26 protein-coding genes are annotated in these 26,983 nt (G+C 43.7%); 14 read left to right on the top strand and 12 right to left on the bottom strand.

Translation table 11 applies throughout. The features are described from left to right. Positions 1-4: 4 nt before the first annotated feature. On the bottom strand, positions 5-112 hold the full coding sequence (locus FB592_RS05965) for a YhdX family protein (protein ID WP_009966908.1): 108 nt from the start codon (positions 110-112) through the stop codon (positions 5-7). A 233-nt stretch (positions 113-345) separates the two neighbouring features. On the opposite strand from FB592_RS05965, the gene FB592_RS05960 reads away from it, so the two are divergent. From FB592_RS05960 to crcB, 3 genes are read left to right on the top strand one after another with little or no spacing between them, the layout of a single operon-like run. Beyond that, the gene (locus FB592_RS05960; protein WP_041851029.1) at positions 346-1,077 is read left to right on the top strand and encodes a glycerophosphodiester phosphodiesterase; all 732 of its coding nucleotides are present in this window, start codon (positions 346-348) and stop codon (positions 1,075-1,077) included. Then, positions 1,064-1,459: a fluoride efflux transporter FluC gene (locus FB592_RS05955; protein WP_041851030.1), complete on the top strand. Its 396-nt coding sequence runs from the start codon at positions 1,064-1,066 to the stop codon at positions 1,457-1,459. Before FB592_RS05960 ends, FB592_RS05955 begins: the two co-directional genes overlap by 14 nt. Further along, positions 1,456-1,812: a fluoride efflux transporter CrcB gene (crcB, locus tag FB592_RS05950; protein ID WP_032725293.1), complete on the top strand. Its 357-nt coding sequence runs from the start codon at positions 1,456-1,458 to the stop codon at positions 1,810-1,812. Before FB592_RS05955 ends, crcB begins: the two co-directional genes overlap by 4 nt. Positions 1,813-1,825: 13 nt before the next feature. Here the strand turns inward: crcB and FB592_RS05945 are convergent, their stop codons facing one another. Further along, positions 1,826-3,211, bottom strand: a complete 1,386-nt coding sequence (locus FB592_RS05945) for a hemolysin family protein (RefSeq protein WP_003233322.1) — start codon at positions 3,209-3,211, stop codon at positions 1,826-1,828. A 321-nt stretch (positions 3,212-3,532) separates the two neighbouring features. After that, positions 3,533-4,714: a pyridoxal phosphate-dependent aminotransferase gene (locus FB592_RS05940; protein ID WP_038829258.1), complete on the bottom strand. Its 1,182-nt coding sequence runs from the start codon at positions 4,712-4,714 to the stop codon at positions 3,533-3,535. Between the two features lie 156 nt (positions 4,715-4,870). Between FB592_RS05940 and cueR the strand changes: the two genes are divergently transcribed. Beyond that, entirely contained in the window at positions 4,871-5,302 is a 432-nt protein-coding gene (gene cueR, locus FB592_RS05935) for a Cu(I)-responsive transcriptional regulator (RefSeq protein WP_010886460.1), read from the top strand. Between the two features lie 60 nt (positions 5,303-5,362). Then, a complete protein-coding gene (locus FB592_RS05930) occupies positions 5,363-6,697 on the top strand; it encodes a hemolysin family protein (protein ID WP_009966903.1) in 1,335 nt (444 codons plus the stop codon). A 67-nt stretch (positions 6,698-6,764) separates the two neighbouring features. On the opposite strand, the gene FB592_RS05925 is transcribed toward FB592_RS05930, so the two are convergent. Together FB592_RS05925 and akrN are read right to left on the bottom strand one after the other, a co-directional pair. Beyond that, on the bottom strand, positions 6,765-7,364 hold the full coding sequence (locus FB592_RS05925) for a 1-acylglycerol-3-phosphate O-acyltransferase (RefSeq protein ID WP_003233335.1): 600 nt from the start codon (positions 7,362-7,364) through the stop codon (positions 6,765-6,767). A gap of 134 nt (positions 7,365-7,498) precedes the next feature. Beyond that, positions 7,499-8,494 (bottom strand): aldo/keto reductase AkrN, encoded by a 996-nt coding sequence (gene akrN / locus FB592_RS05920; protein ID WP_003245422.1) that lies wholly within the window; start codon positions 8,492-8,494, stop codon positions 7,499-7,501. A 196-nt stretch (positions 8,495-8,690) separates the two neighbouring features. Here akrN and sigM point away from each other — a divergent pair, with 196 nt between their 5' ends. The 3 genes from sigM to FB592_RS05905 are packed head-to-tail and all read left to right on the top strand — an operon-like array spanning position 8,691 to position 10,526. Further along, complete coding sequence (sigM, locus tag FB592_RS05915; RefSeq protein ID WP_003224177.1) at positions 8,691-9,182, top strand: RNA polymerase sigma factor SigM; 492 nt, start codon at positions 8,691-8,693, stop codon at positions 9,180-9,182. Then, positions 9,172-10,248, top strand: a complete 1,077-nt coding sequence (locus FB592_RS05910; RefSeq protein ID WP_010886459.1) for an anti-sigma factor — start codon at positions 9,172-9,174, stop codon at positions 10,246-10,248. Before sigM ends, FB592_RS05910 begins: the two co-directional genes overlap by 11 nt. Beyond that, a complete protein-coding gene (locus FB592_RS05905; protein WP_003233341.1) occupies positions 10,236-10,526 on the top strand; it encodes an anti-sigma-M factor in 291 nt (96 codons plus the stop codon). The genes FB592_RS05910 and FB592_RS05905 overlap by 13 nt, the downstream gene beginning before the upstream one ends. Before the next feature lie 30 nt (positions 10,527-10,556). On the opposite strand, the gene FB592_RS05900 is transcribed toward FB592_RS05905, so the two are convergent. Next, positions 10,557-10,985 carry a GNAT family N-acetyltransferase gene (locus tag FB592_RS05900; RefSeq protein WP_009966899.1) on the bottom strand — a complete coding sequence of 143 codons (429 nt, stop codon included), beginning with the start codon at positions 10,983-10,985 and terminating at the stop codon, positions 10,557-10,559. Between the two features lie 109 nt (positions 10,986-11,094). Between FB592_RS05900 and pdxR the strand changes: the two genes are divergently transcribed. Next, positions 11,095-12,504: a MocR-like pyridoxine biosynthesis transcription factor PdxR gene (gene pdxR, locus FB592_RS05895; RefSeq protein WP_014479301.1), complete on the top strand. Its 1,410-nt coding sequence runs from the start codon at positions 11,095-11,097 to the stop codon at positions 12,502-12,504. A gap of 35 nt (positions 12,505-12,539) precedes the next feature. Here pdxR and FB592_RS05890 read toward each other — a convergent pair whose 3' ends face one another. The 4 genes from FB592_RS05890 to citA all read right to left on the bottom strand — a co-directional run bounded on the left by FB592_RS05890 (position 12,540) and on the right by citA (position 17,703). Beyond that, positions 12,540-13,895 carry a sodium-dependent transporter gene (locus tag FB592_RS05890; RefSeq protein WP_038829254.1) on the bottom strand — a complete coding sequence of 452 codons (1,356 nt, stop codon included), beginning with the start codon at positions 13,893-13,895 and terminating at the stop codon, positions 12,540-12,542. Positions 13,896-14,013: 118 nt separating this feature from the next. Then, a complete protein-coding gene (gene bcaP / locus FB592_RS05885) occupies positions 14,014-15,411 on the bottom strand; it encodes a branched-chain amino acid transporter BcaP (RefSeq protein WP_041851031.1) in 1,398 nt (465 codons plus the stop codon). 248 nt (positions 15,412-15,659) lie between these two features. Further along, entirely contained in the window at positions 15,660-16,529 is an 870-nt protein-coding gene (locus FB592_RS05880) for an SDR family oxidoreductase (protein ID WP_032721235.1), read from the bottom strand. Between the two features lie 73 nt (positions 16,530-16,602). Next, entirely contained in the window at positions 16,603-17,703 is a 1,101-nt protein-coding gene (citA, locus tag FB592_RS05875) for a citrate synthase CitA (protein ID WP_141949377.1), read from the bottom strand. A gap of 108 nt (positions 17,704-17,811) precedes the next feature. Between citA and citR the strand changes: the two genes are divergently transcribed. Further along, on the top strand, positions 17,812-18,687 hold the full coding sequence (gene citR, locus FB592_RS05870; protein WP_003233357.1) for a transcriptional regulator CitR: 876 nt from the start codon (positions 17,812-17,814) through the stop codon (positions 18,685-18,687). A gap of 70 nt (positions 18,688-18,757) precedes the next feature. Here citR and lytE read toward each other — a convergent pair whose 3' ends face one another. Continuing rightward, positions 18,758-19,762, bottom strand: coding sequence for a peptidoglycan endopeptidase LytE (lytE, locus tag FB592_RS05865; RefSeq protein ID WP_021479670.1), 1,005 nt, complete (start codon positions 19,760-19,762; stop codon positions 18,758-18,760). A 531-nt stretch (positions 19,763-20,293) separates the two neighbouring features. Between lytE and phoA the strand changes: the two genes are divergently transcribed. Further along, positions 20,294-21,679, top strand: a complete 1,386-nt coding sequence (gene phoA, locus FB592_RS05860; RefSeq protein ID WP_141949376.1) for an alkaline phosphatase PhoA — start codon at positions 20,294-20,296, stop codon at positions 21,677-21,679. Positions 21,680-21,708: 29 nt separating this feature from the next. Here the strand turns inward: phoA and spoVR are convergent, their stop codons facing one another. After that, on the bottom strand, positions 21,709-23,115 hold the full coding sequence (gene spoVR, locus FB592_RS05855; RefSeq protein WP_014479295.1) for a stage V sporulation protein SpoVR: 1,407 nt from the start codon (positions 23,113-23,115) through the stop codon (positions 21,709-21,711). Between the two features lie 162 nt (positions 23,116-23,277). Here spoVR and FB592_RS05850 point away from each other — a divergent pair, with 162 nt between their 5' ends. The 3 genes from FB592_RS05850 (at position 23,278) to lytF (ending at position 26,972) form a co-directional block, all read left to right on the top strand. After that, the gene (locus tag FB592_RS05850; RefSeq protein WP_041851033.1) at positions 23,278-24,804 is read left to right on the top strand and encodes a mechanosensitive ion channel; all 1,527 of its coding nucleotides are present in this window, start codon (positions 23,278-23,280) and stop codon (positions 24,802-24,804) included. 106 nt (positions 24,805-24,910) lie between these two features. After that, positions 24,911-25,351: a nitric oxide-sensing transcriptional repressor NsrR gene (nsrR, locus tag FB592_RS05845; protein ID WP_014476271.1), complete on the top strand. Its 441-nt coding sequence runs from the start codon at positions 24,911-24,913 to the stop codon at positions 25,349-25,351. 154 nt (positions 25,352-25,505) lie between these two features. Continuing rightward, positions 25,506-26,972 (top strand): peptidoglycan endopeptidase LytF, encoded by a 1,467-nt coding sequence (lytF, locus tag FB592_RS05840; RefSeq protein WP_041851034.1) that lies wholly within the window; start codon positions 25,506-25,508, stop codon positions 26,970-26,972. Positions 26,973-26,983 lie beyond the last annotated feature (11 nt).

Here is a 26,983-nt window from a genome sequence, read left to right as displayed (position 1 = left end):
ACAGTCACTTACCTTTTTTCGTTTGTGTCTGATCAAGGAGAGTTGCTTTTTGCATTTCAGCATCCGTTTCGGCTTTAATTCTTTCCTCCACTCTGATTCTCCCTTTTCCCATGATCTCGCCTCCTTTTTTGCTATTATAAAGGATCATATTTTGTTGTGAACATGTCGAAAGACCTAATTTTCTGACGAAATGTGTTCTGATACGCTGAGTGTCTTTTTTTAGTTATACGCATTCCTCAGCCCGGACCATTCCGATATGGCAGAAAAAATTCACCAGTTTGTATCGCGGTGCATATATGGATTTGATACAATAACAGAAATGCCCATACGAGGAGCTGACTTAGCTTGTACATCATTGCCCATCGCGGAGCATCCGGCTACGCTCCGGAAAATACGATTGCCGCATTTGACCTTGCGGTGAAAATGAATGCAGATATGATCGAACTGGATGTCCAGCTTACAAAAGACAGGCAGATTGTTGTGATACACGATGACAGGGTTGACCGAACAACAAACGGATCGGGCTTTGTTAAGGATTTTACCTTGGAGGAATTGCAAAAACTCGATGCAGGAAGCTGGTACGGTCCCGCTTTTCAAGGAGAGCGTATTCCGACCCTGGAAGCGGTGCTCAAGCGCTACCACAAAAAAATCGGCCTTTTAATTGAACTAAAAGGCCATCCGTCTCAAGTCGGAATTGAAGAAGAGGTGGGACAGCTATTAGGGCAATTTTCTTTTTCTATCAATAATATTGTTCAATCCTTTCAGTTCCGCTCCGTCCAAAGGTTCCGCGAGCTTTATCCTTCGATTCCGACAGCGGTCATTACAAGGCCCAACTTTGGCATGCTGTCCAGAAATCAGATGAAGGCCTTCCGCTCTTTTGCAAACTATGTCAATATAAAATACACACGGCTCAACCGTCTGATAATCGGCTCCGTCCATAAAAATGGCTTAAACATATTTGCATGGACTGTCAACAATCAAAAGACAGCGGCAAAATTACAAGCCATGGGCGTGGACGGCATCGTTACAGATTACCCGGATTTCATCATAAAGGATGGCAAACATGAAAATATATAGCGCGGTTTTTATCGGAGGCGCGCTTGGCGCCTGCCTCCGATACGGATTAAACTTATGGATACACACCGGTCAGTTCCCGGCGGCAACCTGGCTGGAAAATGCGGCAGGCAGCCTTCTATTAGGCATTTTGACCGGATTTTTTATGATCGGGGCAAAACGGCCTCTGCTGTCGGCTTTTTTAGGCACCGGCTTTTGCGGAGGCTTCACAACAATGTCCACGTTTTCTAAGGAAACAGTGATGCTTTTGCAAGGACAACCCTCATTGGCTCTTTTATATATGGCAGCCTCATTGATATCAGGGATCATATTTGCACTGATTGGTGTTTTTGCGGGACGGCGCATAGCAGGCATTCAGCAAAGAAAGGGGCTGCAGGAAAGATGACACTAGCGGGTATTTTCATAGGGGGCGGACTTGGCGCAATGCTTCGCTTCTGGCTTGGCAATGTCATAACCGCCAAAACCAAAGGTCTGAGCCTGCCCATTGGCATACTGACAGTCAATATTCTCGGAGCTCTCGGGCTCGGAATATTTACAGGACTTCACGTTGCAAATGCTTCGGTCTCGCTTATCATCGGCACGGGGTTTTTTGGCGCCTTTACGACCTTTTCCACCTTCAGCGTTGAAAGTATTCAACTCCTTATGGCCAAACGTGTAATAGAAAGCATCTTGTACATCGCTCTGACACTTTGCGGATCGCTTTTGACATTTTGGTGCGGCTGGACAATCACAATGTAAAAAAACCTTGAGCTTATTTCTCGCTCAAGGTTGCACTGTTCAGCATCACAGGCTCAGGCAGCGGCAGCTTGTGGTGCGCCGTAATCCCGGTTGTGTTGCCGGCTTCTTCTTTTATATCGATTTGCTTGATTAATCGGCCGTCCATCTTCAGCACCTTTATCGTATATGAACCGATGCGAATGGATTCACCAGCCTCAATATCGATGTTTTCTTTTAATATCAGCCCGCCGATCGTATCGACGTCTTCTTGAATCGATGCGCCAAGAAGGCTGTTCACCTGATCGATCCGAACCTTTCCATCCATCACATAATGGCCGTCGCCAAGCTTTTGGATCAGCGGCTGTTCATCTTCATCAAATTCATCTCTGATCTCTCCGACAATTTCCTCAAGAATATCCTCTGTCGTCACAAGTCCCGAGGTTCCTCCGTATTCATCCGACAATATAGCCATATGAATGCGCTCGCGCTGCATTTTAATCAGCAAGTCATGAACCGGGATCGTTTCAATCACTTCGATGACCGGCCTCACATACGGATGGATCGTCATCTTCATTCGTTCTTCTTCTGTCATAAACAGCAAATCAGAAAACAAATGCTTCGTATTGACCAAACCGATCACACTGTCTTTGTCTCCATCTGTGACTGGCCAGCGCGTGTATTTTTCCTTCAGCATGACTTCGAGCATCTCGGCCATTGTCATCTCAGTTGACACAGCAGCCATTTCCTTCCGCGGTATCATAATCTCTTTGGCGATCCGATTATCAAATTCAAAAATCTTATTCACATATTTATATTCAGACGGATTAATCTCTCCGTTTTTTAAACTCTCAGATAACAGCATCCTGAGTTCTTCCTCAGAATGGGAACCATCATGTTCTGACGCAGGCTTCAAACCGAACATCCCGCATAAAAGCCGCGCCGATCCATTGAGGATCCAAATAAATGGAAACAGTAGCAAATAGAATAAACGCAAAGGGCCCGCTATCAGTAAAGTCAGCTGTTCTGCCTTTTGAATCGCGACCGTTTTCGGGGCCAGTTCACCTACAACAACGTGCAGGAACGTGATCAAGCCGTACGCGACTGCAAAAGAGGCTGCATGTGAAACCGAGTCTGGCAAGCCGAGCGGTTCAAACAGTGGATGCAGCAGCCGTTCAAAGGCCGGTTCACCCAGTACGCCAAGTCCAATTGATGTCAATGTAATGCCCAGCTGGGATGCGGATAAATATTCATCCAAATCTGTAATGACACGCCTTGCGAGTATCGCCCGTTTGTTTCCTTCTGTGATAAGCTGATCTATTCTGGATCTCCTTACTCTAACAATCGCAAACTCGCTTGCAACGAAAAACGCGGTTAAAGCAATGAGCACGCCAATTAAAATCAGACTGTCAATATCGTCCATTTAACCCTATCCTCTCAACAAAGGATAAGGAGTCACCTCCTGATATAATCATTTTTCCTTAACATTGAGGTACGCGGTGTATTGTTGCCTAAGCAGAGGGCCCCATCATACCACCTCCAAAAGTCAAAGTTTGATTATAAATTGTATATTTTATTGTAACACAACTCATTCCAAAAATGATTTTTAATTTTTAGACTTTTATCATGAAGAAAGCCTTAACTGCATGCCTGCTTGTCAATTCTCCGCCTGTCTGGATTGGAAGAGGAAGGATTTTGCGGATATAAAAAGAAAACAGCCTTGAAAACTGTTTTCTTTGCCTTCTTAAGCAAAATCTTTATATAAAGAAATGAAAATGTCCCGTGAGTTTTTAATCTGCTCGATCGGCACACTGAAGGATAATCGGAAATGCCCGCTCATTCCAAAACCGCTGCTCGGCACAATTAATAATTTGTATTTTTGGGCGGCATGCACGCAAAATGCAACTTCATCTTCAATCGGCGATTTCGGAAAAACAAAGAAACCTCCCTTTGGCATTTCAAATTCAAAACCGGCTTCTTTTAAAATGTCTACCATTAAATCCCGGCGCTCTTTATAAGCGCTCGCGTCTACTCTTAAATCATCCATTCGTGCCACAGCCCGCTGCATCATGACAGGGGCATTCACAAATCCAAGCGTTCGATTACAATACACAAAAGCGTTGATCAAAAGGTCCGCATCCGGCATTCGGCTGTCCAATCCGATATACCCGAGCCGCTCTCCGGCTATGCCGAGATCTTTACTGAATGAGCTGGCCAATATCACACGATGGTACGATCGAAACGGATTTGCCAGCTCTTCATCATAGATTAATTGACTGTACGGTTCATCAAACAGCACATAAATCGTCTGGCCGCTCTTCTCTTCTATTTCTTTTAATAAAGCGCCTAAATCGTCTATATTTTTCTGGCTGAGAACAGTGCCTGTGGGGTTATGCGGTGTATTGAGAATCAGCCCTTTCGTCTGTGGAGTGATCGATTGCCTTACCGCTTCAATGTCGATCTCAAACCGGCTTGTCAACGGGCAGCTGACGGCCTTTCCCCCGTAGTTCTCAATATACAACTTATATTCGGCAAAATAAGGTGCGAGAATAATGACCTCTTCCCCAGGGTTTACGATGCTTTTTAACGCAACATTCAAAGCGCCTCCCGCACCCACCGTCATGACGATACGCTCCGCTGAGAAATCAGCTTCAAAACGTGACCCCAGAAATTGCGCGACTTTTTCTCTCGCTGCAGGAAGCCCTTGATTTTGTATGTATCCGTGGCTGCCTTTTTCAGCTTCCTCTATTAACGCTCTCTTAAAAGCTTCAGGCGGTTCAACAATCGGGTTGCCGAGTGAAAAATCAAATACCTGGTCTTCCCCGAACTCCTTCTTCAGCCTTGCACCTTCATCAAACAGCTTGCGAATCCATGATCCTTTATTTAAATTTTCTTCAACTTCCCGGGATAACCCAGCCAATTTCATCTGTCCCTTCCGCATATAAAAATTTGAAAATTCTATCTTCCTATGTTACTTCAATCAGATGATGAATTCCACAACTTCCAATTCCGGTCTGAAAAAAACAATAAACTTGTGCAAGACACCGTTCATATATTAAACTATTCTCATAACTATAACGTGATGGTTGGGAGGGATATAGATGGGGCTGAGACTTATCGCATCAGTGAACTAGCGGCACTCGCCGGAGTAACGAAACGGACAGTTGATTATTATACGAATCTCGGTCTGCTTACGCCGGCCAGATCCTGTTCAAATTACCGTTACTACGACGAAAATGCACTCAAACGACTTATATTTATTGTAGATTGCAAGAAGCAGCGATTGGCCCTGTCCGATATTAAAGATCGACTGGAGAACCAGTTTCCCTCTTCAGCTAAACTTGATGATGAAATTGGAAATCTGGCATTAGAAATTGATCATATGAATCAAAACATCTCCGGAATCTTGCATCGGTTTGAACGGCTGAAGCCCGAGGATCGTGACAAGCTGAAAAGCAAACTCCCGCCTGAAAAGCTCGCCGTGTTCCAATCATTTATGCTGCTGTTAAGTTAAAACCATTTTATCTAACAGGAGGTGTTACCTTCATTCTCATTGCTAGAGTGAAGGTTCTAATTGGACATAGTGAATTTGATTTTAGTTGCTGTTTTAATCGCCCTGACGGCATTTTTCGTGGCATCTGAGTTTGCCATTATCAGAATCAGAGGCTCACGGATCGATCAGCTGATCGCGGAAGGAAATAAAGCAGCAATAGCCGTAAAAAAAGTGACCACGCATCTTGATGAATATTTATCTGCGTGTCAGCTCGGAATTACATTGACTTCCATCGGATTAGGGGTTTTAGGTGAATCAACGATCGAAAGGCTGCTTCACCCGCTTTTCGTCCAAATGAACGTTCCAGGTTCCCTTTCACATGTCATATCGTTTATTTTTGCGTATGCCATTATCACGTTCTTACACGTTGTTGTCGGAGAACTTGCACCTAAGACAGTCGCTATCCAAAAGGCGGAAGCAGTGTCTATGCTGTTTGCGAAACCGCTGATTTGGTTTTACCGCATCGCGTTCCCATTCATTTGGCTTTTGAACAATTCCGCACGGTTATTGACCAAAGCATTTGGCCTGGAGACCGTTTCAGAAAACGAACTGGCTCACTCAGAAGAAGAGCTGCGAATCATTTTGTCTGAAAGCTATAAAAGCGGTGAAATCAACCAATCAGAGTTTAAATATGTGAATAAAATCTTTGAATTTGACGACAGGCTCGCGAAAGAAATTATGATTCCGCGGACCGAAATTGTCAGCCTTCCGCATGATATCAAGATTTCTGAAATGATGGACATCATTCAGATTGAAAAATATACCCGCTACCCTGTGGAAGAGGGCGATAAAGATAACATTATCGGGGTTATTAACATTAAAGAAGTGCTGACCGCCTGCATCAGCGGTGAGGTATCTGTTGATTCCACCATTTCTCAATTCGTCAACCCTATCATTCATGTCATTGAATCTGCGCCGATCCAAGACCTGCTTGTCAAAATGCAAAAAGAGAGGGTCCACATGGCCATTTTGTCTGATGAATACGGCGGTACTGCCGGGCTTGTGACGGTTGAGGACATCATTGAGGAAATTGTCGGTGAAATCCGCGACGAATTTGATATTGATGAAATTAGCGAAATCCGCAAAATCGGCGAAGGCCATTATATTCTTGACGGAAAAGTGTTAATTGACCAAGTAAACGACCTGCTAGGCATTCATTTAGAGAACGAAGAAGTCGATACAATCGGCGGCTGGTTCCTTACTCAAAAATACGATGTTGAAAAAGATGATTCCATCATCGAAGAGGGCTGCGAATTCATTATTAATGAAATTGACGGCCACCACGTCGCATATATTGAAGTGAAAAAGCTTCAAGAAGAAGAACTTCTGGAGACAGCTAACCAGCAGGAAGCATAATAAGAAAAGCACCTTGTATAAGGTGCTTTTCTTATTTTTACAGTTCAGGGTAATCTCTCAGAACGCCTTATAGCTGATCAAGTTTATTCTCTAGTTCTTTAATCCGCTGATTCAAAGCCTCTGTCATTGCTGCAAGTCTTTCCTTTGAAGGCAGGTGGGCAAAATCAGCCTGGTGAAGAGGCTCACCGATAATCAGCTTCATTTTTCCTTTTTTGAATAATTCTTTTCCGCTTGAAGGGCCCTGATATGCAGCGGGGACAAGCGGCGCTTTCCCCATTTGCGCAATCGTCACCGCACCTCTTTTCAAAGGCACATCCTCAGAGGTTCTTGTTCCGCTTGGGAAGATACCGACGATCTCTCCTTCTTTCAGCAGCTTAATCGGCGTTTTAATACTGCTTGGCCCGGGATTTTCCCGATCTACCGGAAAGGCATGAATTTTCTTCAGAAACGAACCGATCCATTTATTTTGAAAAAGCTCTTTTTTCGCCATGTAGTGTATTTGATAAGGAAGAATCCCGACTCCGAGTGTAATCACATCAACCCAGCCGGAATGTGTACACGCGATGACAAAACCTGAATCGGCCGGAAGGTTTTCTTTGTTATACACCTTCACTCCTCCGCGAAGAGAAAGAATAACTTTTAAAGCATTTGCACAAAACTTATACATATCGCACTTCCTTTGTCGTAATCAATGATTCTTTCTGTCATCTATTATAACAACATTTTTTATTACCTGGTACTAATTTTTAAGATTTCTCCCGTTAAAACGCCAAAAAGCTGAGGATTCGCCCTCAGCTTTTGTTATATTTCCTCTCTGGTCGGCGGGGCCATAAACTCCGGTCCGACAGGGTCTGATATCGTATTTTCCAATATAGTATTGATATCTTTCTGATCTTCACTGTTCAGCGTCCAGCCTGTAATCTCAGATAGGGCCTCAAGCTGCCCAGGCTTTCTTGCTCCCCAAAGAGCGATATCCGCTCCCGGCTGATCTAAGATCCATCTGACAGCCAAGTGAATCACTGATTTTCCATAACGTGTCTTCGCCAGCTTATCCAATTGATTCACAGCAGAAAGATACTCTTTAAAGCGGGGCTTCTGGAATTTTGGATCGTGATTACGCAGATCATCGCCCTCAAATGTATATTCTTCAGTCATTTTGCCTGTTAACAGCCCTCTGCATAAACTGCCGTATAATAATGTTGTTATCTTGTTATCTTTCGCATAAGGAAGGACACTCTCTTCCATCTCTCTTTCAAACAGATTATATGGAGGCTGAATCGTATGGAGAGGTGCGACGGCGCGAAATGTATCCATTTGCTCAATTGAAAAATTGCTGACGCCAATCGCCCGGATTTTTCCCGCATCATATAATTCCTTCATGACTTCAGCCGTTTCTTCAATTGGCACAAGCGGATCGGGCCAATGCACCTGATAAAGATCAATATAGTCTGTTTGAAGCCGCTTCAAAGAATTCTCAACTTCCTCTACAATTCTCGCTCTGTTCGCATGGCGGAACAGCTGGTTGTTCTTCCAGTCCAGAGCCGTTTTCGTTGCGAGAATCACCTGGTCTCTTTTGCCGTACTCTTTGATTGCCTTTCCGACGATTTCCTCGGACTGCCCGAAGCCGTAAGCCGGCGCGGTGTCAATCAGTGTAATCCCCTGATCAAGAGCGGCGCGGATTGTTTCAATCGATGTTTTTTCGTCAGTGCCTCCCCACATCGTTCCGCCAATGGCCCATGTGCCGAGGCCGATTCTGGAGGCTTCTATTCCTGTATCTGCTATACTGGTATATTCCATTGTGCCACTCCTTCACTTTTTCACTATCTTTTCCCCTCTGGAAAAAATGTTAAACATTTCTCCGCACTATCTTTTGCGGCCATTTTTGGGTACTATATAGTAATGGTGTTTGATTAGGTATAAAAAAGCCGTTTGCATGTAATGTGCAACTTTAAACCTTTCTTATGCGTGTATAACATAGAGGGGAGAAAAGGCAGTGACGATCGATGAAATTTACCAAATGTACATGAATGATGTTTACAGGTTCCTGCTCTCCATGACAAAAGACAAGCATCTTGCTGAAGACTTGCTGCAGGAAACCTTTATGCGGGCATACATACACATTCACTCCTATGATCACAGCAAAGTAAAGCCCTGGCTTTTTCAAGTGGCGCGAAACGCCTTCATTGATTACGTCAGAAAGCATAAGAAAGAAGTAACCATTTCTGATGACTTAATCGGAAGCCTCTTTCAAAATGCTGTTCAAAGTCCTGCCCATCAGGTAGAGATAAAGGAAGTGCTGACTGGTTATATGTCCGAGCTCCCCGATAATTATCGGGAGGCCTTAACGCTATATTATTTAAAAGAGTTAAACTACAAAGAAGCATCCCATATTATGAATATTTCAGAGGCGAATTTTAAAAGTGTTTTATTTCGTGCCAGACAGCGGCTGAAAGCACTTTATAATAGAGGTGTTAATGATGAATGAAGAATTTAAAAAGCGTTTTGATCAATATAAAAATGGGGAAATGAGCGACCAGGAAATGACTGCATTTGAGGAAGAACTTGAGAAGCTCGAAGTATATCAGGAACTGATTGACAGCGAACTAGAGGACGATAACGATTGGGATCTCAGCATCAGTCCTGAAAAACAAAAAGCGATTTTAGCCTACGGCAAACGCAAGTCTTATTTGCGAATTTCTGTGCTTGCCGTCATTTCGACATTGATGATTTTGCCGCTTTGTACGCTGGGAAGCTACCTCTATTACGGAATGGGTGGGAAACACAGCACCGGCAATGAGTTTATGGAAACTGCCGCAGTCACTGTAGCTCTGACCATGCCGAATGTTCTTGTTGATACTTCCGGACTGAAAAGCCAAGTGAAGCTATTTGGAATGAATACGGAATTCCCGCTGCAAAAGCAGATTGGCACGAAGACGGCTGCCGTAGGGAATGAACGGGTTGAAATGTTTTATAACAAAGTAAAAGCGCCGGCAGTAAACTACTATGACTTAGAAGTGAATAAAACCGGACATTACTTTACACATCCTTCAAACAAGTCTGAACAAACGACCGCAAAAGCAGAAAAAACGTTAAGCACATTGCCTGAAGGAACGGTATCAGAGGTCTACCTTTCATATGACCGTGCATATCCGACAAAAGACGTGTATAACAAATTCAAAGGCTATGATGTGAGCTTTTTGTGGAACGCAATCGAAACAGAGAAAAACACAAATAAGACAGCTTCCACAGAACCTCTTGGCTATCCTGGAAAGGATTCAAAGTTCTTGGCCGCCCTTAATACAAAAGGCAAGTCGAATGGCGATCAGTTTATCAACGCCCTAAAATTCATGTCCAAACACGAAAAATGGGCTCAGGTCATTTCAAAACGGAAAGACCTGAATGTAGATAACCGATTAGATTATGTAGAGAAAAACGGTGTCAATGTATACGGTTCGGTCGTTACAGGGCCAACCAAGGAAATCCAGCGCATGCTGAAAAATAAATCTGTAAAATCAGCGAATGTCGGCGAGGTGGAATTATGGAACTGGTAAGAATTTTTAAAGAACACAATGTATTCGGCTGGATCTCTGTCGGGACAGCGGTTCTGTCCCTGCTGTTGCTGAATTTGGCCATTATCAGCAACGTCACGTTTTATTCCTATCAAATGCTTCCGTTCGCCATGGCTGCCGTTCCGTTCGGCGTTGTTGAACTCTTCATCAAGAGAGGGCGCACAGGTCCAGGCCTGCTCGGCGTCATCCTTAATCTCTTTGTGATTATTTGTGTGTATACCATTGTATCTGTAGATACGAATTTACAGTTTGGCTTTTAAAAAAGACGCCTTTTCAGGCGTCTTTTTTCGTTATACCGGTTTTCGGAACAAATAACTTTCTATAGTAAAACCCATTTTATCTGTATAAAATCGATGTGCGTCTTTACGCTGCAGGCCAGATGAAAGACTGACAAAACCGAGTCCGGCTTTTCTCGCCCAGTCTGAGGCATAATCCAAAAGCATTTTGCCGTATCCCTTTGATCGGCAAGGTGCCGTTGTAACAAGATCCGCAATCCACAAGTGCTCTCCTTTATGAATGGAAACTCTCGGCAGAGCCCCGCACAGCGCTCTGATTGCTGTATTTTCATATAAGGCAAACAGCATATACGATTCTTTCTGCACACAGGCTTCAAGCCTTTGTAAATACGTCTCTATATCCAGTTCTGTTCTCAATTCACTCATAATCGGATACGACTCAGCCCATTCTTCTTTCGAGGTTAATTGTTTCATATGGATCATCTTCTCAATCCCCTTTCCTTTCGTTACAATGATCATAGCTAATAAATGGCATTTGCCAAATAGCCAATATCAGAAAAAATGACCATGCCAGCTACAAAGGAGACATGAGATGGATATTACGCCGTTTCTTGATAAAAAGAGCAAAACACCGCTGTATGAACAGCTTTATACCTTTTTTAAACAAGAAATTTCACATGCGCGAATCACAAAGGGAACAAGACTTCCGTCAAAACGCAGGCTCTCCAGCTTGCTCGATGTCAGCACGGCAACTATAGAACGAGCTTATGAGCAATTAACTGCTGAGGGCTATGTCAAAAGCAAGCCGAAAATCGGCTGGTTCGCGGCGGAAGTAGAACCAGGATTCCCGACAGCTCCTGACCATTTTCAGCAGTCTGTACAGCCGGGATTACATGAAAAGAACGCACCTGCTATTGACTTCCATCAGGGCAGCGTTGATCCGACCCTCTTTCCCTTTAACGCATGGAGAAAAAGCATAGTAAAAAGTCTTGAGCGCTATTCCGGATTGTTTCACACCTCTGGCGACCCTCAAGGAGAATACGAACTCAGACACATGATTGCCCGATTCGTCAGGCTGTCTCGGGGAGTAAATTGCGAGCCCGGCCAGATTATCATCGGCGCAGGAACCACCGTGCTTCTGCAAATTCTTTGCCTTTCGCTAAAGCCAGGTACAAAAATCGGTTTTGAAGAACCAGGCTTTCACCGTTCAAGAAGGATGTTTGAAGCAAATCACATGGATGTCACTCCGATTTGTTCTGATGCAGAAGGCGTCCTGCCGGATGAGCTCTACCGTCAGAATCCTTATCTCATGTATACGACTCCTTCGCATCAGTTTCCGATTGGGACCATTATGACGATTACCCGCAGACAGGAGCTGCTGGCATGGGCGGCAGAAACAAATTCATTCATTATAGAAGATGATTACGATGGAGAATTTCGCTACAGCGGCCATCCCATTCCGTCTTTACAGGGTCTTGATCCGAATGGCAGAGTCATATATCTGGGCACTTTTTCAAAGTCACTTCTGCCTTCCTTGCGGCTCAGCTTCATGATTGTGCCCCCTGAACTCATGGAACCGATCCAAAACAATGCTCAGTTAATGAAGCAGACCGTTTCTGCCCACTCGCAATTGGCACTGGCAGACTTCATCGAAACCGGAGAGTGGCAAAAACACATAAATAGAATGAGAAGCTTATACCGAAAAAAACACGCTATCCTGTTAGAAGCCATTCGCTCTGAACTGGGAAACACCGTTGAGATTCTCGGTAAGAACTCGGGGCTTCACATTCTGCTGCGCCTTTTGTTTCCAGCAAGTGAGGAAGAAGCAATACAAGCAGCCGCAGACCACGGTGTAACCATCTATCCCGTGTCTCCCTCATATAAAGAACAGACGCCTTTTGCTTCTGTCTTAATCGGTTATGGCGGTTTGTCAGAAGAGGACATCAGGCTCGGCATCCAAAAACTGAAAACGGCATGGGCACCGTTGATATCATCTTATTAAATAAAAAACAGGCCCCGGAAACGGAGCCTGTTTTTTTAAAATGATAAAATTCCGATTAAATTTAAGAACACGATAATAATGGCAAGCGGCACGATAAAACGAAGCAAATAAAACCACGAGTAAAAGAATGCTTTACCTGCATTTGATCCATTTCGCATTTCAGCCAAGAGTTCGCTTTTCGAAATTTTCAGCGGGATAAATAGAGAAATTAACAGAGCGCCTGAAGGCATCAAAACATTGCTGACGGTAAAATCGGCAATATCAAAAAATGTTTTGCCAAATAGGTGCACATCACTCAATACGCCATAAGACAAGCAGCATGGGATTCCGACCAAAAAGATCAAAAGCCCGCTCGTCCATGACAGTTTTTTTCTCTTCTTTTCGTCCCCTTTTCCGATTGTGGCAACGATAATTTCAACCATCGAAAATGCTGAGGTTAAGGCTGCAAATAAAAATGCAACGAGAAAACCGATAAAAAACAACGTGCCGAACGGAAGCTGTTCAAAAACGGCCGGAAGCACTGTAAACAGCAGTGTCGGTCCTTCATTTGGCTGAAAACCGAATGAGAAAACCGCCGGAAAAATAGCCAAACCTGCCAAGAGTGTCACAATGATATTCATCAAGACAATGGAGGCTGCCGAACGAGGGATATTTTGTGTTTTCGGCAAATAGGAGCTGTAGGTCACCATCACCGAAACCCCCAGTGTTAACGTAAAGAAGGCCTGTCCCAGCGCGAATAATATGGATTCCGGAGTCAGATCGCCGAAATGAGGCACAAGCAGAAACTTTACGCCTTCCATTGCACCATTAAGCGTAAGAGACCGAAGAACGAGCAGAATAAACAATAAAAACAAAATCGGCATCATCACCGCGCTTACCCGTTCAATCCCTTTTTGAACCCCTCTTGCGACAACGATGACAGTAAGTACCATAAAGACAAGCTGAGCCGCGAGCGTCTGCACCGGATTTTGGATAATAGAAGCAAAAAGAGAGCCATACTGTGCTTGAGAAAGCCCGGACAGTGAGCCTGACGCCGTTTTTACGATATACAGCAAAATCCATCCCCCAATTACACTGTAAAACGACAGCACTAAGAAACACGCGGCTACGCCGATCCACCCTGTAAGAAACCAAGCTGATCGCGGCGCTTCTTTTTTATATGCATCAATGGCATTCGTCTGGTTCCGTCTTCCAAAAATAAATTCCCCCACCAAAAGCGGATAGCCTAAGAGGATGGTAAATAACACGAAGATAAGAAAAAAGGCTCCTCCCCCATTGGTCCCCGCTACGTAAGGGAACTTCCAAATCGCGCCCAAGCCGATAGCCGAGCCGGCCGCTGCCATGACGAAACCGATTTTCGAAGCCCATTGGACTGGTTTTTGCTCAGACAATAAACGTCACTTCCTTTCCAGCCTATATTATCTCTTATTTTTGTCTTCATTTCTATAGATTCATTTGCCAAGAACAGAAAAGAGAGCGGCCTGTATGGCCGCTCTCTTTATCAAAAGGTTATTGATTTAATTTTGAATGCTTTCTTGAATACAGGAAATAGATTACCAAGCCGATTAACAGCCACACTAGGAAGCGAACAATCGTCACCCACCCCAGATTTAAAATCAAGAACAGGCAGAACAGAATCGCCAGGCCTGGGATAAACGGAACTCCCGGGCATTTAAAGGCTCTCGGAAGATCCGGTTGCTTCTTTCTCAAAACGATAACTGCCACAGAAATCAGTACAAATGCCGACAGCGTCCCGATGTTCACCAGCTTTGCAAGTTCATCCAGCGGAACAAGTGAGCCGAGAAGCGCCGACATCGTTCCGAAAAACCAAGTGGCTACATAAGGTGTTTTGTGCTTTGGATGCACTTTAGAAAGTGAGCCCGGCACAAGCCCGTCACGCGACATGGCAAACATGACGCGTGTCTGCCCGTAAAGCATGACGAGCATAACTGTTGTCATTCCCAGCACGGCGCCAATATCAATGATGCCTGCCACCCAATTTTGCCCTGCGCTTTGAAGAACTAGAGAAACCGGATGATCTACACCCGCAAATTGAGCAAACGGGATAACCCCAGTCATGATCGCTGATACGGTGACATATAAAATCGTGCAAACCAATAAAGAGAAAATAATGCCTTTAGGCAGATCCTTCGCGGGATTTTTCGTTTCTTCCGCAGCAGAGGATACAGCGTCAAATCCGATAAAAGCAAAGAATACGAGCGCCGCTGCACTGAACACGCCGCCAAAGCCCATTGGCATAAACGGCTGCCAGTTGTGCGGCTTCACGTAAACGGCTGCCACCGCGATAAACAGCAGAACAACCAGTATCTTCAAGATAACCATGATATTGTTGACTCTTTTTGATTCTTTGATGCCTAAATAAAGCAAATATGTTATCGCCATTACAATGACGAATGCAGGAAGATTAAACAGGGTAAAGGTGCCTTTCACTGCGCCCGGTGCCGCTGTTAAAGCAACCGGAATATGAATGCCGAGCCCTGATAAAAACGATTGGAAATAACCAGACCAGCCGACCGACACTGCACTTACCGCCAGCATGTATTCTAAAATTAAATCCCACCCGATAATAAAGGCCATAAGCTCTCCCAATGTCGCATAAGTGAATGTATACACCGAACCTGAAACAGGCACACTTGACGCAAATTCCGCGTAAGACAGGGCGGCGAATAAACAAGCCAGCGCCGCCACAACAAATGAAATCGTCAGCCCGGGACCGGCCGTGACTGCACCTGTTCCCGTCAGAACAAAAATCCCTGTGCCAATAATGGCGCCGATTCCAAGCAACGTTAAATCAAATGCCCCTAATTCTCTTTTTAAAGACTTTTCACCGCTCGTCGCAGCGATTAAATCCTGAATGCTTTTCTTCCTAAAAACGCTCCCTTTCATTCCCCTTCAACTCCCGATCATCTATTTTTATATATTTTATTTGAATTTTCTGAATTCATGAGCAACAATGGTCATTTTTCTTTTTTTCTACTATATTTGTACTGGTCGCGAATCATTCCTTTCTCCTACTCAATATTATATATAAAATTGCAAAAATGAAAACAAAATTGTTAGAAAAATCGACAAATTTTTTATTTTTAATTTTTTACCGCACAAAAAAACCAGCTCTAGAGCTGGTTTTTCGTTGATTACGTTGAAATAAAACGGCCGCCATTCACATGAATGGTCTGCCCTGTCATATAGGAAGATTCGTCAGACGCCAGCAGAACATAGGCGCCTGCATGCTCAACCGGCTGTCCCGGTCTTCCCATTGGGGTATCCAAGCCGTGCTGTTTCACTTTTTCCTCAGGGAATGTCGCCGGAATAAGCGGTGTCCAAATCGGACCGGGCGCCACCGCATTCACTCTGATGCCTTTATCTGCAAGCGACTTCGCCATGGAACGCGTAAAGGAGACAATCGCACCCTTTGTGCTGGAATAATCAATTAACGCCGTATCCCCTTCATAAGCGGTAATCGATGTCGTATTAATAATGGCACTCCCCTCTTCCAGGTGAGGCAAAGCTTTCTTCGTCATATGAAACATGGAAAAAATATTTGTGCGAAAGGTTTTTTCCAGCTGTTCTGTTGAAATTTTGAGAATGCTGTCCTGCGGATGCTGTTCAGCGGCGTTATTCACTAAGATATCAAGTTTACCAAAATGGTCCACTGTTTGCTGCACAGCTTGTTCACAATGGTTCTCGTCCCCGACATCTCCCGGGATAAGCAGGCAGCGGACATTCTCCTTTTCGATCCGTTTACGTGTTTCCTCTGCGTCCGAATGCTCGTCTAAGTATAGAATGGAGATATCAGCCCCCTCTTTAGCAAAGGCAATAGCTGCTGCTCTCCCTATTCCGCTGTCGCCTCCAGTAATGATCGCGACTTTTCCTTTCAGTTTTCCGCTTCCTCGATAATCCTCGTCCTCTGACAGCGGCAGCGGGTTCATTTTTGATTCAATGCCCGGCTGTCTGTCCTGATGCTGCGGTTCTTGTCCTTCTGTTTGTCTGTCCATTGGGTTCACATTCATCACTCCTAGACATGTGGTTGATACTGAACGTTACCACACGACAGAAATGAATAAACGCCAAAATATGTTATGAAAGAACTTCCTCGGGAATGGCACCAGTATATTTCGCTGACGGGCGGAAAATCATGTTGTTTTCTGCCTGTTCCAGCACATGGGCGCACCACCCTACCATTCGGCTTGCTGAAAAGGTCGGAGTAAACAATTCATCGTCAAAATCGATGGCCTTCATCACTGCAGCTGCGTAAAATTCAACATTTGTGTACAGCTTTCGTCCCGGTTTGTAGATTTCAAGCAAACGAATCGCTTCTGCTTCTACATGCAGCGCAAGATCAAGATCACGGTCATTGCCGGCCACCTCTTCTGCTTTCTGTCTTAAAGCTTCTGCCCGCGGGTCTTTTGTTTTGTACACCCTGTGGCCGAATCCCATCAAGCGCTCTCCTTTTTCGAGTTTTTCTTTCAGATATGCTTCAGCATGTTCTTTTTCTCCAATGTCTTCAAGCATTTTTGTCACCGCAGAAGGAGCGCCTCCGTGCAGCGGACCTTTCATCGTGCCGAGAGCAGACGTGACGGCTGACACTAAATCACTCTCTGTTGATAACGTGACTCGTGCCGAAAAAGTGGATGCGTTCATGCCGTGTTCCATGGCCAGAATCATATAGGTTTCAAGCGCTTTCTTTTTTGCCTCTGAAGGTTGTTCACCTGTGAGCATATAATAGTAGTTTTCGACATGTCCGTACTGGGAAGAAGGTGCAATTGCTTGTTCACCGCGCGTCCATCTTTTTCTGTATGCGATGATGGAAGGCGTGATTGCAATCAGCCGGATTGCTTCCTCTGTTTTCGGATGGAATATGTACGTATTTACCCCCAATGCTGAAACAACCGTTCTCAGCACCGACATATCGTCCATGTTGTTTGGCAGTGATTGAATCAAGCGCTCAATGTGTTCCGGAAGATTCCGTTCCGCAGCCAGCTTATCTTTAAATACCTGCAATTCTTCAGTTGAAGGCAGTTTTCCAAATAAAATCAAATAAGCCGCTTCTTCAAAGCTATGATTCAGTGCGATGTCTTTTGCATGATGTCCTCTGTAAATCAGAAGCCCTTTTTCACCATCAATATGGCTGATGGATGTTTCTACACATGTAATTCCCTTTAATCCGTAATGTACCATTTGTATTCCCCCTATCCTTTTCTGTTATTATAGTAAATATAATATTTAAAAAATAATGAATATTTTAAAGGGAATTAATTAAAAATATTAATCAGAGGGAGAATAGAAATGGATTTCAAATGGCTTCACACCTTTGTGACCGCTGCAAAATATGAGAACTTCCGAAAAACGGCGGAAACGCTTTTCTTATCTCAGCCTACTGTGACCGTACATATCAAGCAATTAGAAAAAGAAATCAGCTGCAAGCTGTTCGAGCGTAAAGGCAGGCAAATCCAGCTGACTGATGAAGGCAGGGCGTATTTGCCGTATGCGCTCAGGCTTCTTGATGATTATGAAAACAGCATGGCAGAGCTTCACAGAGTGAGACAAGGCTACTCTCAAACCTTACAGCTCGCGGTTTCTCCGCTTATTGCAGATACTGTGCTTCCTTCTGTCATGAAACGGTACACAGCAATGAATACGGAAACAGAAATGGCGGTTACAATTTTCGAATCAGCGGAAATCGCGTCACTGATTAAAGCCGGGGAAGCAGATATCGGACTAAGCTGTTTAAAGGTACAGTCTTCATCTTTAAGCTGCCACTGCCTATACAAAGACCCTGTCGTCCTTGTTGCCCCGCCCGATAAGCGTTTCATAGAAGACAACGAAATTGATGCCAAAGAGGTGCTCGAACAATACCTGCTTTTGACCCACAATCACCCTGATTACTGGGACGACTTGCTCCGTCAAGTCAGAATGACTTTTCCATTTGTGAGAACAATGAAGGTCACTCAAACACATATAACGAAACGGTTTATCAAGGAAGGACTCGGAGTTTCATTTCTGCCTTTATCTACAGTAAAGCGTGAGTTAGCAGAGAAACAGATGATCAGAATTCCTTATCAGTCTGTACAGCTGCCCTATGCCGGCGCTTACGCGATTGCCCTTTATGAAAATAAGAAAGAAAAAAAATTCTTGGATTTTTTATCACATTTTCATTTTTAGGAGCAACCAAAACGCCTGTGCTCCGTCTAATGAAAAAAACCCGTTCCAATGAACGGGTTTTCTCTAAAAATTAGAATCTTTTCGCACCGAGGTAACGAGGCTTCCAGTAGCTGTTGTTCAGGCTGCTGATTTGTACGCCGTCAGATCCTGCATGAATGAAACTGTTGTTTCCAATGTAAATCCCCATGTGAGAAGGGCCGGATTTATATGTTGTGAAGAAGACGAAATCACCAACAGACGGGCTGGCAATGCTCTTCATAGAACTCCAGTATCCTGCAGTGCTTGTTCTGCCCACACTTGTTTGTTTATTCAGTACGTACCAAATGAATCCGCTGCAGTCAAAGCCTGAAGTTGTCGTTCCGCCCCATTTATATGGCGTTCCGACTAACGCTTTTGCATCAGAAACCAGCTTGCTCACATTAAGTGATGTAGATGACGTTTTGCTGCTTGAAGATGATGAAGATGAAGCAGGTTTTGAGCTGCTTGTGCTTGTTCCTTTCACCTTCAATACTTGGTTGACATAGATTACATCTGATTTTAAGCCGTTTAAGCTTTTTAATTTGCTAACCGTAGTGCCGTATTTGCTCGCAATTTTAGAAAGGCTGTCTCCGCTCTTCACTTTATAAGTAGAAGTTGAAGACGATGACACTTTTGATGAGCTGGAGCTGCTTGAACTAGTTGAACCTTTCAGTTTCAGGACTTGTCCAACACGAAGCAAATCTGATTTTAAGCCATTCAGCTTCTTCAGTTCATTGATTGTCATGCCGTATTTTTTTGAAATTTTCCAAAGGCTGTCCCCGCTCTTTACTTTGTATGTAGAAGAAGAGGTAGAAGAACTGCTGCTTTTTGAACTTGTAGATTTGCCGTTAATCGATAAAGTTTGTCCCACATAAATAATGTCTGAACGAAGGTGGTTCTCTGATTTAATTTTACTGATCGTTGTGTCGTATTTTCTTGAAAGATCCCATAACGTGTCGCCTTTTTTCACCTTAATGCTTTGTGCAGATGCCGCTCCTGCAAATAACGTCGATCCTAAAACGACTGCTGTCGTAGCTGTAATGATTTGCTTTTTCATATTTTCCTCCCCAAATGTTAACTCTATATATATATGTATCTCTTTTTTTTAATTAATCTTATTGATTTCTATTATAAGGATAGATTCCCATCAGAAATAGTCTTGACTTCATGTGACAAATTTCTTAATTATTCGTTCTAAAAAAAAGTTTTTAAGGGTATTAAATATTTCATTTTCGTTGCAAAGGTGACAAAAAACGAGTGCTTTTGTCATGTTTTATGGGATGTTTTTCAACATAAAGGAAATAAATGAAAAACTTTCGGGGTCGGCTCACATATCGGAAAAATGAGTGATAAAGAATATTCGAGGAGAGCTGTGGTTATCCGCAGTTTTTTTATTTAAACAAACATATCATGCAAAGACAGAGAGGTAAAGATTTTTCTGAAAAATGAATGCTTTACATCAAATAAGGCAAGATAACGAAAAGCGTTTTTTCATTTCCTTACAAGGCTTTACTTATTGTTTACATGATCAACAGCCGCATTTAACAAAATTTCCCTAACATGATAAACGGAATACATTAAAGGAGGCATGAAAATAATGAGTTTGTTTCAAAATATGAAATCAAAACTTCTGCCAATCGCCGCTGTTTCTGTCCTTACAGCTGGAATCTTTGCCGGAGCTGAGCTTCAGCAAACAGAAAAGGCCAGCGCCAAAAAACAAGACAAAGCTGAGATCAGAAATGTCATTGTGATGATAGGCGACGGCATGGGGACGCCTTACATAAGAGCCTACCGTTCCATGAAAAATAACGGTGACACACCGAATAACCCGAAGTTAACAGAATTTGACCGGAACCTGACAGGCATGATGATGACGCATCCGGATGACCCTGACTATAATATTACAGATTCAGCAGCAGCCGGAACAGCATTAGCGACAGGCGTTAAGACATATAACAATGCAATTGGCGTCGATAAAAACGGAAAAAAAGTGAAATCTGTACTTGAAGAGGCCAAACAGCAAGGCAAGTCAACAGGGCTTGTCGCCACGTCTGAAATTAACCACGCCACTCCAGCCGCATATGGCGCCCACAATGAATTACGGAAAAACATGGACCAAATCGCCAACAGCTATATGGATGACAAGATAAAAGGCAAACATAAAATAGACGTGCTGCTCGGCGGCGGAAAATCTTATTTTAACCGCAAGGACAGAAACTTGACAAAGGAATTCAAACAAGCCGGCTACAGCTATGTGACAACTAAACAAGCATTGAAAAAAAATAAAGATCAGCAGGTGCTCGGGCTTTTCGCAGATGGAGGGCTTGCTAAAGCGCTCGACCGTGACAGTAAAACACCGTCTCTCAAAGACATGACGGTTTCAGCAATTGATCGCCTGAACCAAAATAAAAAAGGATTTTTCTTGATGGTCGAAGGGAGCCAGATTGACTGGGCGGCCCATGACAATGATACAGTAGGAGCCATGAGCGAGGTTAAAGATTTTGAACAGGCCTATAAAGCCGCGATTGAATTTGCGAAAAAAGACAAACATACACTTGTGATTGCAACTGCTGACCATACAACCGGCGGCTTTACCATTGGCGCAAACGGGGAAAAGAATTGGCACGCAGAACCGATTCTCTCCGCTAAGAAAACACCTGAATTCATGGCCAAAAAAATCAGTGAAGGCAAGCCGGTTAAAGATGTGCTCGCCCGCTATGGCAATCTGAAAGTCACATCTGAAGAAATCAAAAGCGTTGAAGCAGCTGCACAGGCTGACAAAAGCAAAGGGGCCTACAAAGCCATCATCAAGATTTATAATACTCGCTCCAACAGCGGATGGACGAGTACCGATCATACCGGCGAAGAAGTACCGGTATACGCGTACGGCCCCGGAAAAGAAAAATTCCGCGGATTGATTAACAATACGGACCAGGCAAACATCATATTTAAGATTTTAAAAACTGGAAAATAAAAAGGATGCAGAACGCTGCATCCTCTTTTTTATAAATATCTGCGGTGAACACCTTTTCCGTCGTACGAAAACATGACTTCCTTATCCTCAAGCACAGACTCAATGTGCACGCTTCTTCCCCAAAGCTGGAATAAATAAGGAAGCACCTTCTCCAAATATTTCAAATCTAACTCTATTCCTTCATACCAATGCTTAATATAGAGCTCGTTATTTTTCATATAATCGCCGTCGTTTACTGTCAAATATGGAAAACCGCCATTTACCCGCATGCTTACGAGCTGGTCGCGCACCGACTTCCACTGTTTATCGATGATTTTATAATCTCGGCCCTGTTTTTGAAATAAATAAAGATCCTCGCGCATGACTAATTCTTTGGTTAAATAATTGCGGATGAAAGAGATATCGGATTCAATCTCCCTGACCTCAAACATTTTCTCCCGGCCGGAGTCAGGCTGCACGCCCATTTTCTTCATTTCCTCCGTCGGGTTGTTGTACCTCTCCTCAATGTCTTCAAATATTTTCAGCCCTAAATAATAAGGATTAATGCCTGTTTTGGACGGCTGAACGACACCTGCATTCAGCTTGGCGAACTCGATCGCTTCATCAGAGGTTAAATCAAGCTCACGTATAATTCGCTGGTGCCAATAGGAAGCCCAGCCCTCATTCATAATCTTGGTTTCCAGCTGAGGCCAGAAATAAAGCATTTCCTCTCTCATCATCGTTAATATATCACGCTGCCATGGCTCCAGCTCCCGGGAATGCTCCTCGATAAAAAGCAGGATATCTTTTTCAGGCCGCGGCGGGAACGGTTTTTTCGATTTTTTCACTTGTTTTTTCGGTTTCTTTTCATCCAAAGACCATAGATCATCGTAAGGCGTGGCTGCCTCTTCAATCTCCTCTTCCTCATCATCCACACTCCATTGAAGCTTTGGTCGGACCAACGACGGATCGATATGCTCCTGAATCGAAAGGATCGCATCTAAAAAAGATTCCACTTCTTTTATCCCGTGAACCTGTTCATAGTGTTTTATCCGTTCAGCTGTTGCCGCCATGCTTTCCACCATATCGCGCTTCGTGTTTTGGAAACGGCAGTTGTTTTTGAAGAAATCGCAATGGGCAAGAACGTGTGCGACAATCAATTTATTTTGGATCAGTGAGTTGCTGTCCAGCAAAAAAGCGTAGCATGGATCTGAGTTAATGACCAGCTCATAGATCTTACTTAACCCTAGATCATAGTGCAGCTTCATCTTATGAAACTGCTTGCCGAAGCTCCAGTGGCTGAATCTTGTCGGCATCCCGTACGCGCCAAATGTATAAATAATTTCAGCCGGGCAGATTTCATATCTCATCGGGTAGAAATCAAGGCCGAATCCTTTTGCAATTTCGGTAATTTCCTCAATTGCCCGCTGTAATCCCTTCTTCTCCTCCGCGTTCAACCGAATCCCCCCTACTTGGACTTATCTATAATGTATGAGCCCGCCATACAAAAGATGATAGTCTCACTCGGGCAAGAAAAAATTCCCCCGGCACATTCATCTGTTTGCTTATTGGATCAGTGGGTAAACACACACCATACTACGAAAAAGGAGCGATACCAATTGAATGTAGCAGACGTGCTTTCTTCTTATCTCAGTAAGCTGCCAAACGTAATCATTGCTTTACTCGTCTTATTAATCGGCTGGGCTATTGCTAAAATCATTGAAAAAGCGGTATACAAAGGACTCAGCAAAACAAAAATCGACGACAAGCTCTTTGCTGGGAAAAAGCCTTCACGCTATTCCTCAGAAAAAGTGATAAGCAAGGTCGTTTATTTTATCGCACTGATCATCGTCTTTATTTTATTCTTTAACATTTTGCACCTGACAACAGTGGCATCGCCGTTTGTCAGTATGCTTTCGGCGATTGCAGCTGCGATCCCAAGCGTGCTGAAAGCCGGACTCATTCTGCTGTTAGGATGGGCTGCAGCCTCTGTTTTAAGCTTCCTTGTCAAAAAAATCGGGATGAAGCTGAACACGAGTGACAAACTGCGCAAGTGGAATTTGGTGTCTGAAGGAAAAGATATTCACCAGGCTGTCAATACCGCTTCACAAATTGTCTTTTATCTCGTGCTGCTTGTTTTTCTGCCGGGGGTCTTATCTTCTTTGAAAATCAGCGGCATTTCAGGTCCTTTTACAAATATGATGGAAAGCGTGCTCGCTTTTCTGCCGAAATTATTTGCAGCGGCGCTTATCGTATTAATCGGCTGGCTTGTTGCCCGCCTTGTCCGTGATATCATTACGAATTTCCTTGCAAGCATCGGCACGGAAAGATTCGCGGCACGTATGGGTTTATCAATTTACTTAAAAGACACAAGCCTTTCAGCAGTCATCGGAACAATCGCTTATGTGCTCATTATGATTCCGGTGGTCATTTCAGCGCTTGATCAGCTGGATGTCGCCGGCATTTCAAAACCAGCTGTCTCTATGCTGAATACGATTTTAAACATGCTTCCGAACATCATAATTGCCATCGTGCTTGTATTAGCGGGTATCTGGGCAGGAAAATGGGTGAAATCCATGGTGTCCGGACTGCTCCATCGCGCAGGCTTTGATTCTGTCTTAGGGAAAATGGGCATGGAAGCAGGAACGCCTGCAAAGCTGTCCTTGTCTCAAGTTGTTGGTATGATTGCGCAAATCATTGTCATTCTGCTCTTTACAGCTGAGGCGCTTCAAATTGTTCGGTTGCACTTCCTCGTAGAAATTGCCACTGGCATCATCGCGTATCTGCCGAATGTCCTTGTCGCAGTATTCATTCTCGGACTCGGCCTTTACGCAGGAGAATTGGTGAGAAAAGTGCTCTCAAGCATGATAAAAGGCCAGGAATTCAAGTCTTTAGCGCCTATTGCTAAATATACGATTATCGCACTTGCTTTCTTTATGGCCCTGGATCAGCTTGGTGTCGCTGCGACAATCGTCAATTCCGCGTTCATCATCGTACTTAGCGGCTTCGCACTCGCTTTCGGTTTATCCTTCGGCCTTGGCGGTAAGGATTTTGCATCACGCTATCTGTCTACATTTGAACGCAAAATGCAAAACACAGAAATCGAAAAAAACCGTAAAAACCAAAATCCGCCGAATGACATGTAAGCAAAAAACGTGCACCCAGCTGGGTGCATGTTTTTTAATTCCTTTTTTTTCATTTTTCAATCGATTATGATAAGATATAGAAAATGTCTTATTCTGAGGTCTTATTATGAAGTTAACCAATTATACAGATTATTCATTAAGAGTGTTGATTTTTCTGGCTGCAGAGCGTCCCGGAGAACTTTCAAATATAAAACAGATTGCCGAAACGTATTCTATTTCAAAAAATCATCTCATGAAAGTCATATACAGGCTCGGCCAGCTCGGCTACGTAGAAACGATACGCGGACGGGGCGGCGGCATACGATTAGGCATGGACCCTGAAGACATCAACATCGGTGAGGTTGTCAGAAAAACGGAGGACGATTTTAATATTGTTGAATGTTTTGATGCGAACAAGAATCTCTGCGTTATTTCCCCGGTGTGCGGCTTAAAACATGTGCTGAATGAAGCGCTTTTGGCCTACCTCGCAGTTTTAGACAGATACACACTGCGCGACCTCGTCAAAAACAAAGAAGATATCATGAAGCTTTTAAAAATGAAGGAATGAATCAAGATTCCTTCTTTTTTTTATGCCCTTTTTCCCCCCTTATTGTTAAGATAATATGGCTAATTTTATAAAAAGGCAAAACGATGAGACAAATGTGCCGATATAAAAAAGAAACAGCAAATGCAAAATCATTGGGGGAAAAAGGAGAGCTAAGATGAAAAAGAAATTAGCAGCAGGGCTGACAGCATCTGCGATTGTCGGCACAACTTTAGTAGTGACACCAGCTGAAGCAGCAACGATTAAGGTCAAAAGCGGAGATTCTTTATGGAAACTGGCCCAAACCTATAACACAAGTGTGGCGGCCCTCACATCCGCCAATCATCTTTCGACTACTGTTCTGTCGATCGGCCAGACGCTTACTATTCCAGGCAGCAAATCCAGCACTTCTTCATCTACTTCGAGCTCAACAACCAAGAAGAGCGGAAGTTCTGTTTACACAGTGAAAAGCGGAGATTCACTTTGGCTGATCGCAAATGAGTTTAAAATGACCGTGCAGGAACTGAAAAAATTAAACGGACTAAGCAGCGATTTAATTCGTGCTGGGCAGAAATTAAAGGTGTCCGGTACAGTTTCTTCAAGCTCTAGTTCCAGTAAAAAAAGCAACTCTAATAAGAGTTCAAGCTCCAGTTCAAAAAACAGTTCTAATAAGAGTTCAAGTTCTTCATCTTCTACGGGAACATATAAGGTGCAGCTTGGAGATTCACTTTGGAAAATTGCAAACAAAGTCAATATGTCCATCGCTGAGTTGAAGGTCTTGAACAACTTAAAATCAGACACCATTTACGTGAATCAGGTGTTGAAAACAAAATCAAGCGGCTCTGATACGTCTTCTAAAGACAATTCATCCAAATCGAACCAAACTTCAGCAACAACTAAATATACCGTTAAAAGCGGTGATTCACTTTGGAAAATCGCAAACAACTATAACCTGACTGTACAGCAAATCCGAAATATCAACAATCTGAAATCAGATGTGCTTTACGTTGGACAAGTATTGAAGCTGACAGGTAAAGCATCTTCAGGCTCTTCATCGTCGTCTTCTTCTTCGTCAAATGCAAGCTCCGGCACGACGACTACATACACGGTGAAAAGCGGTGATTCCTTATGGGTGATTGCACAAAAATTTAATGTAACAGCTCAGCAGATTCGTGAGAAAAACAATTTAAAAACGGATGTCTTGCAGGTTGGCCAAAAGCTGGTCATTTCCGGAAAAGCTTCATCATCGTCTTCATCCGGTTCTTCAAACACCACCAGCTCAACGAGTGCGAAGATTAACACAATGATTTCGGCCGCTAAAGCGCAGCTTGGGGTTCCGTATCGCTGGGGAGGCACGACACCGTCCGGGTTTGACTGCAGCGGATTCATTTACTATGTACTGAACAAAGTCACATCCGTATCTAGATTAACGGCAGCGGGATATTGGAACACAATGAAATCAGTTAGCCAGCCTGCTGTCGGAGATTTCGTTTTCTTTACAACATATAAAGCCGGCCCTTCCCACGTCGGAATTTACCTAGGCAACGGGGAATTCATAAATGCCAACGATTCCGGAGTTGTCATTTCCAATATGAATAACTCTTACTGGAAACAGCGCTATCTCGGTGCAAAACGATATTTCTAAAAACAGAAACT

The sequence above is a fragment of the Bacillus sp. SJZ110 genome (genome assembly GCF_006715455.1).
GTDB classification, from domain to species: Bacteria; Bacillota; Bacilli; order Bacillales; family Bacillaceae; genus Bacillus; species Bacillus subtilis.
This window is presented reverse-complemented; position numbering and strand designations above follow the sequence as displayed.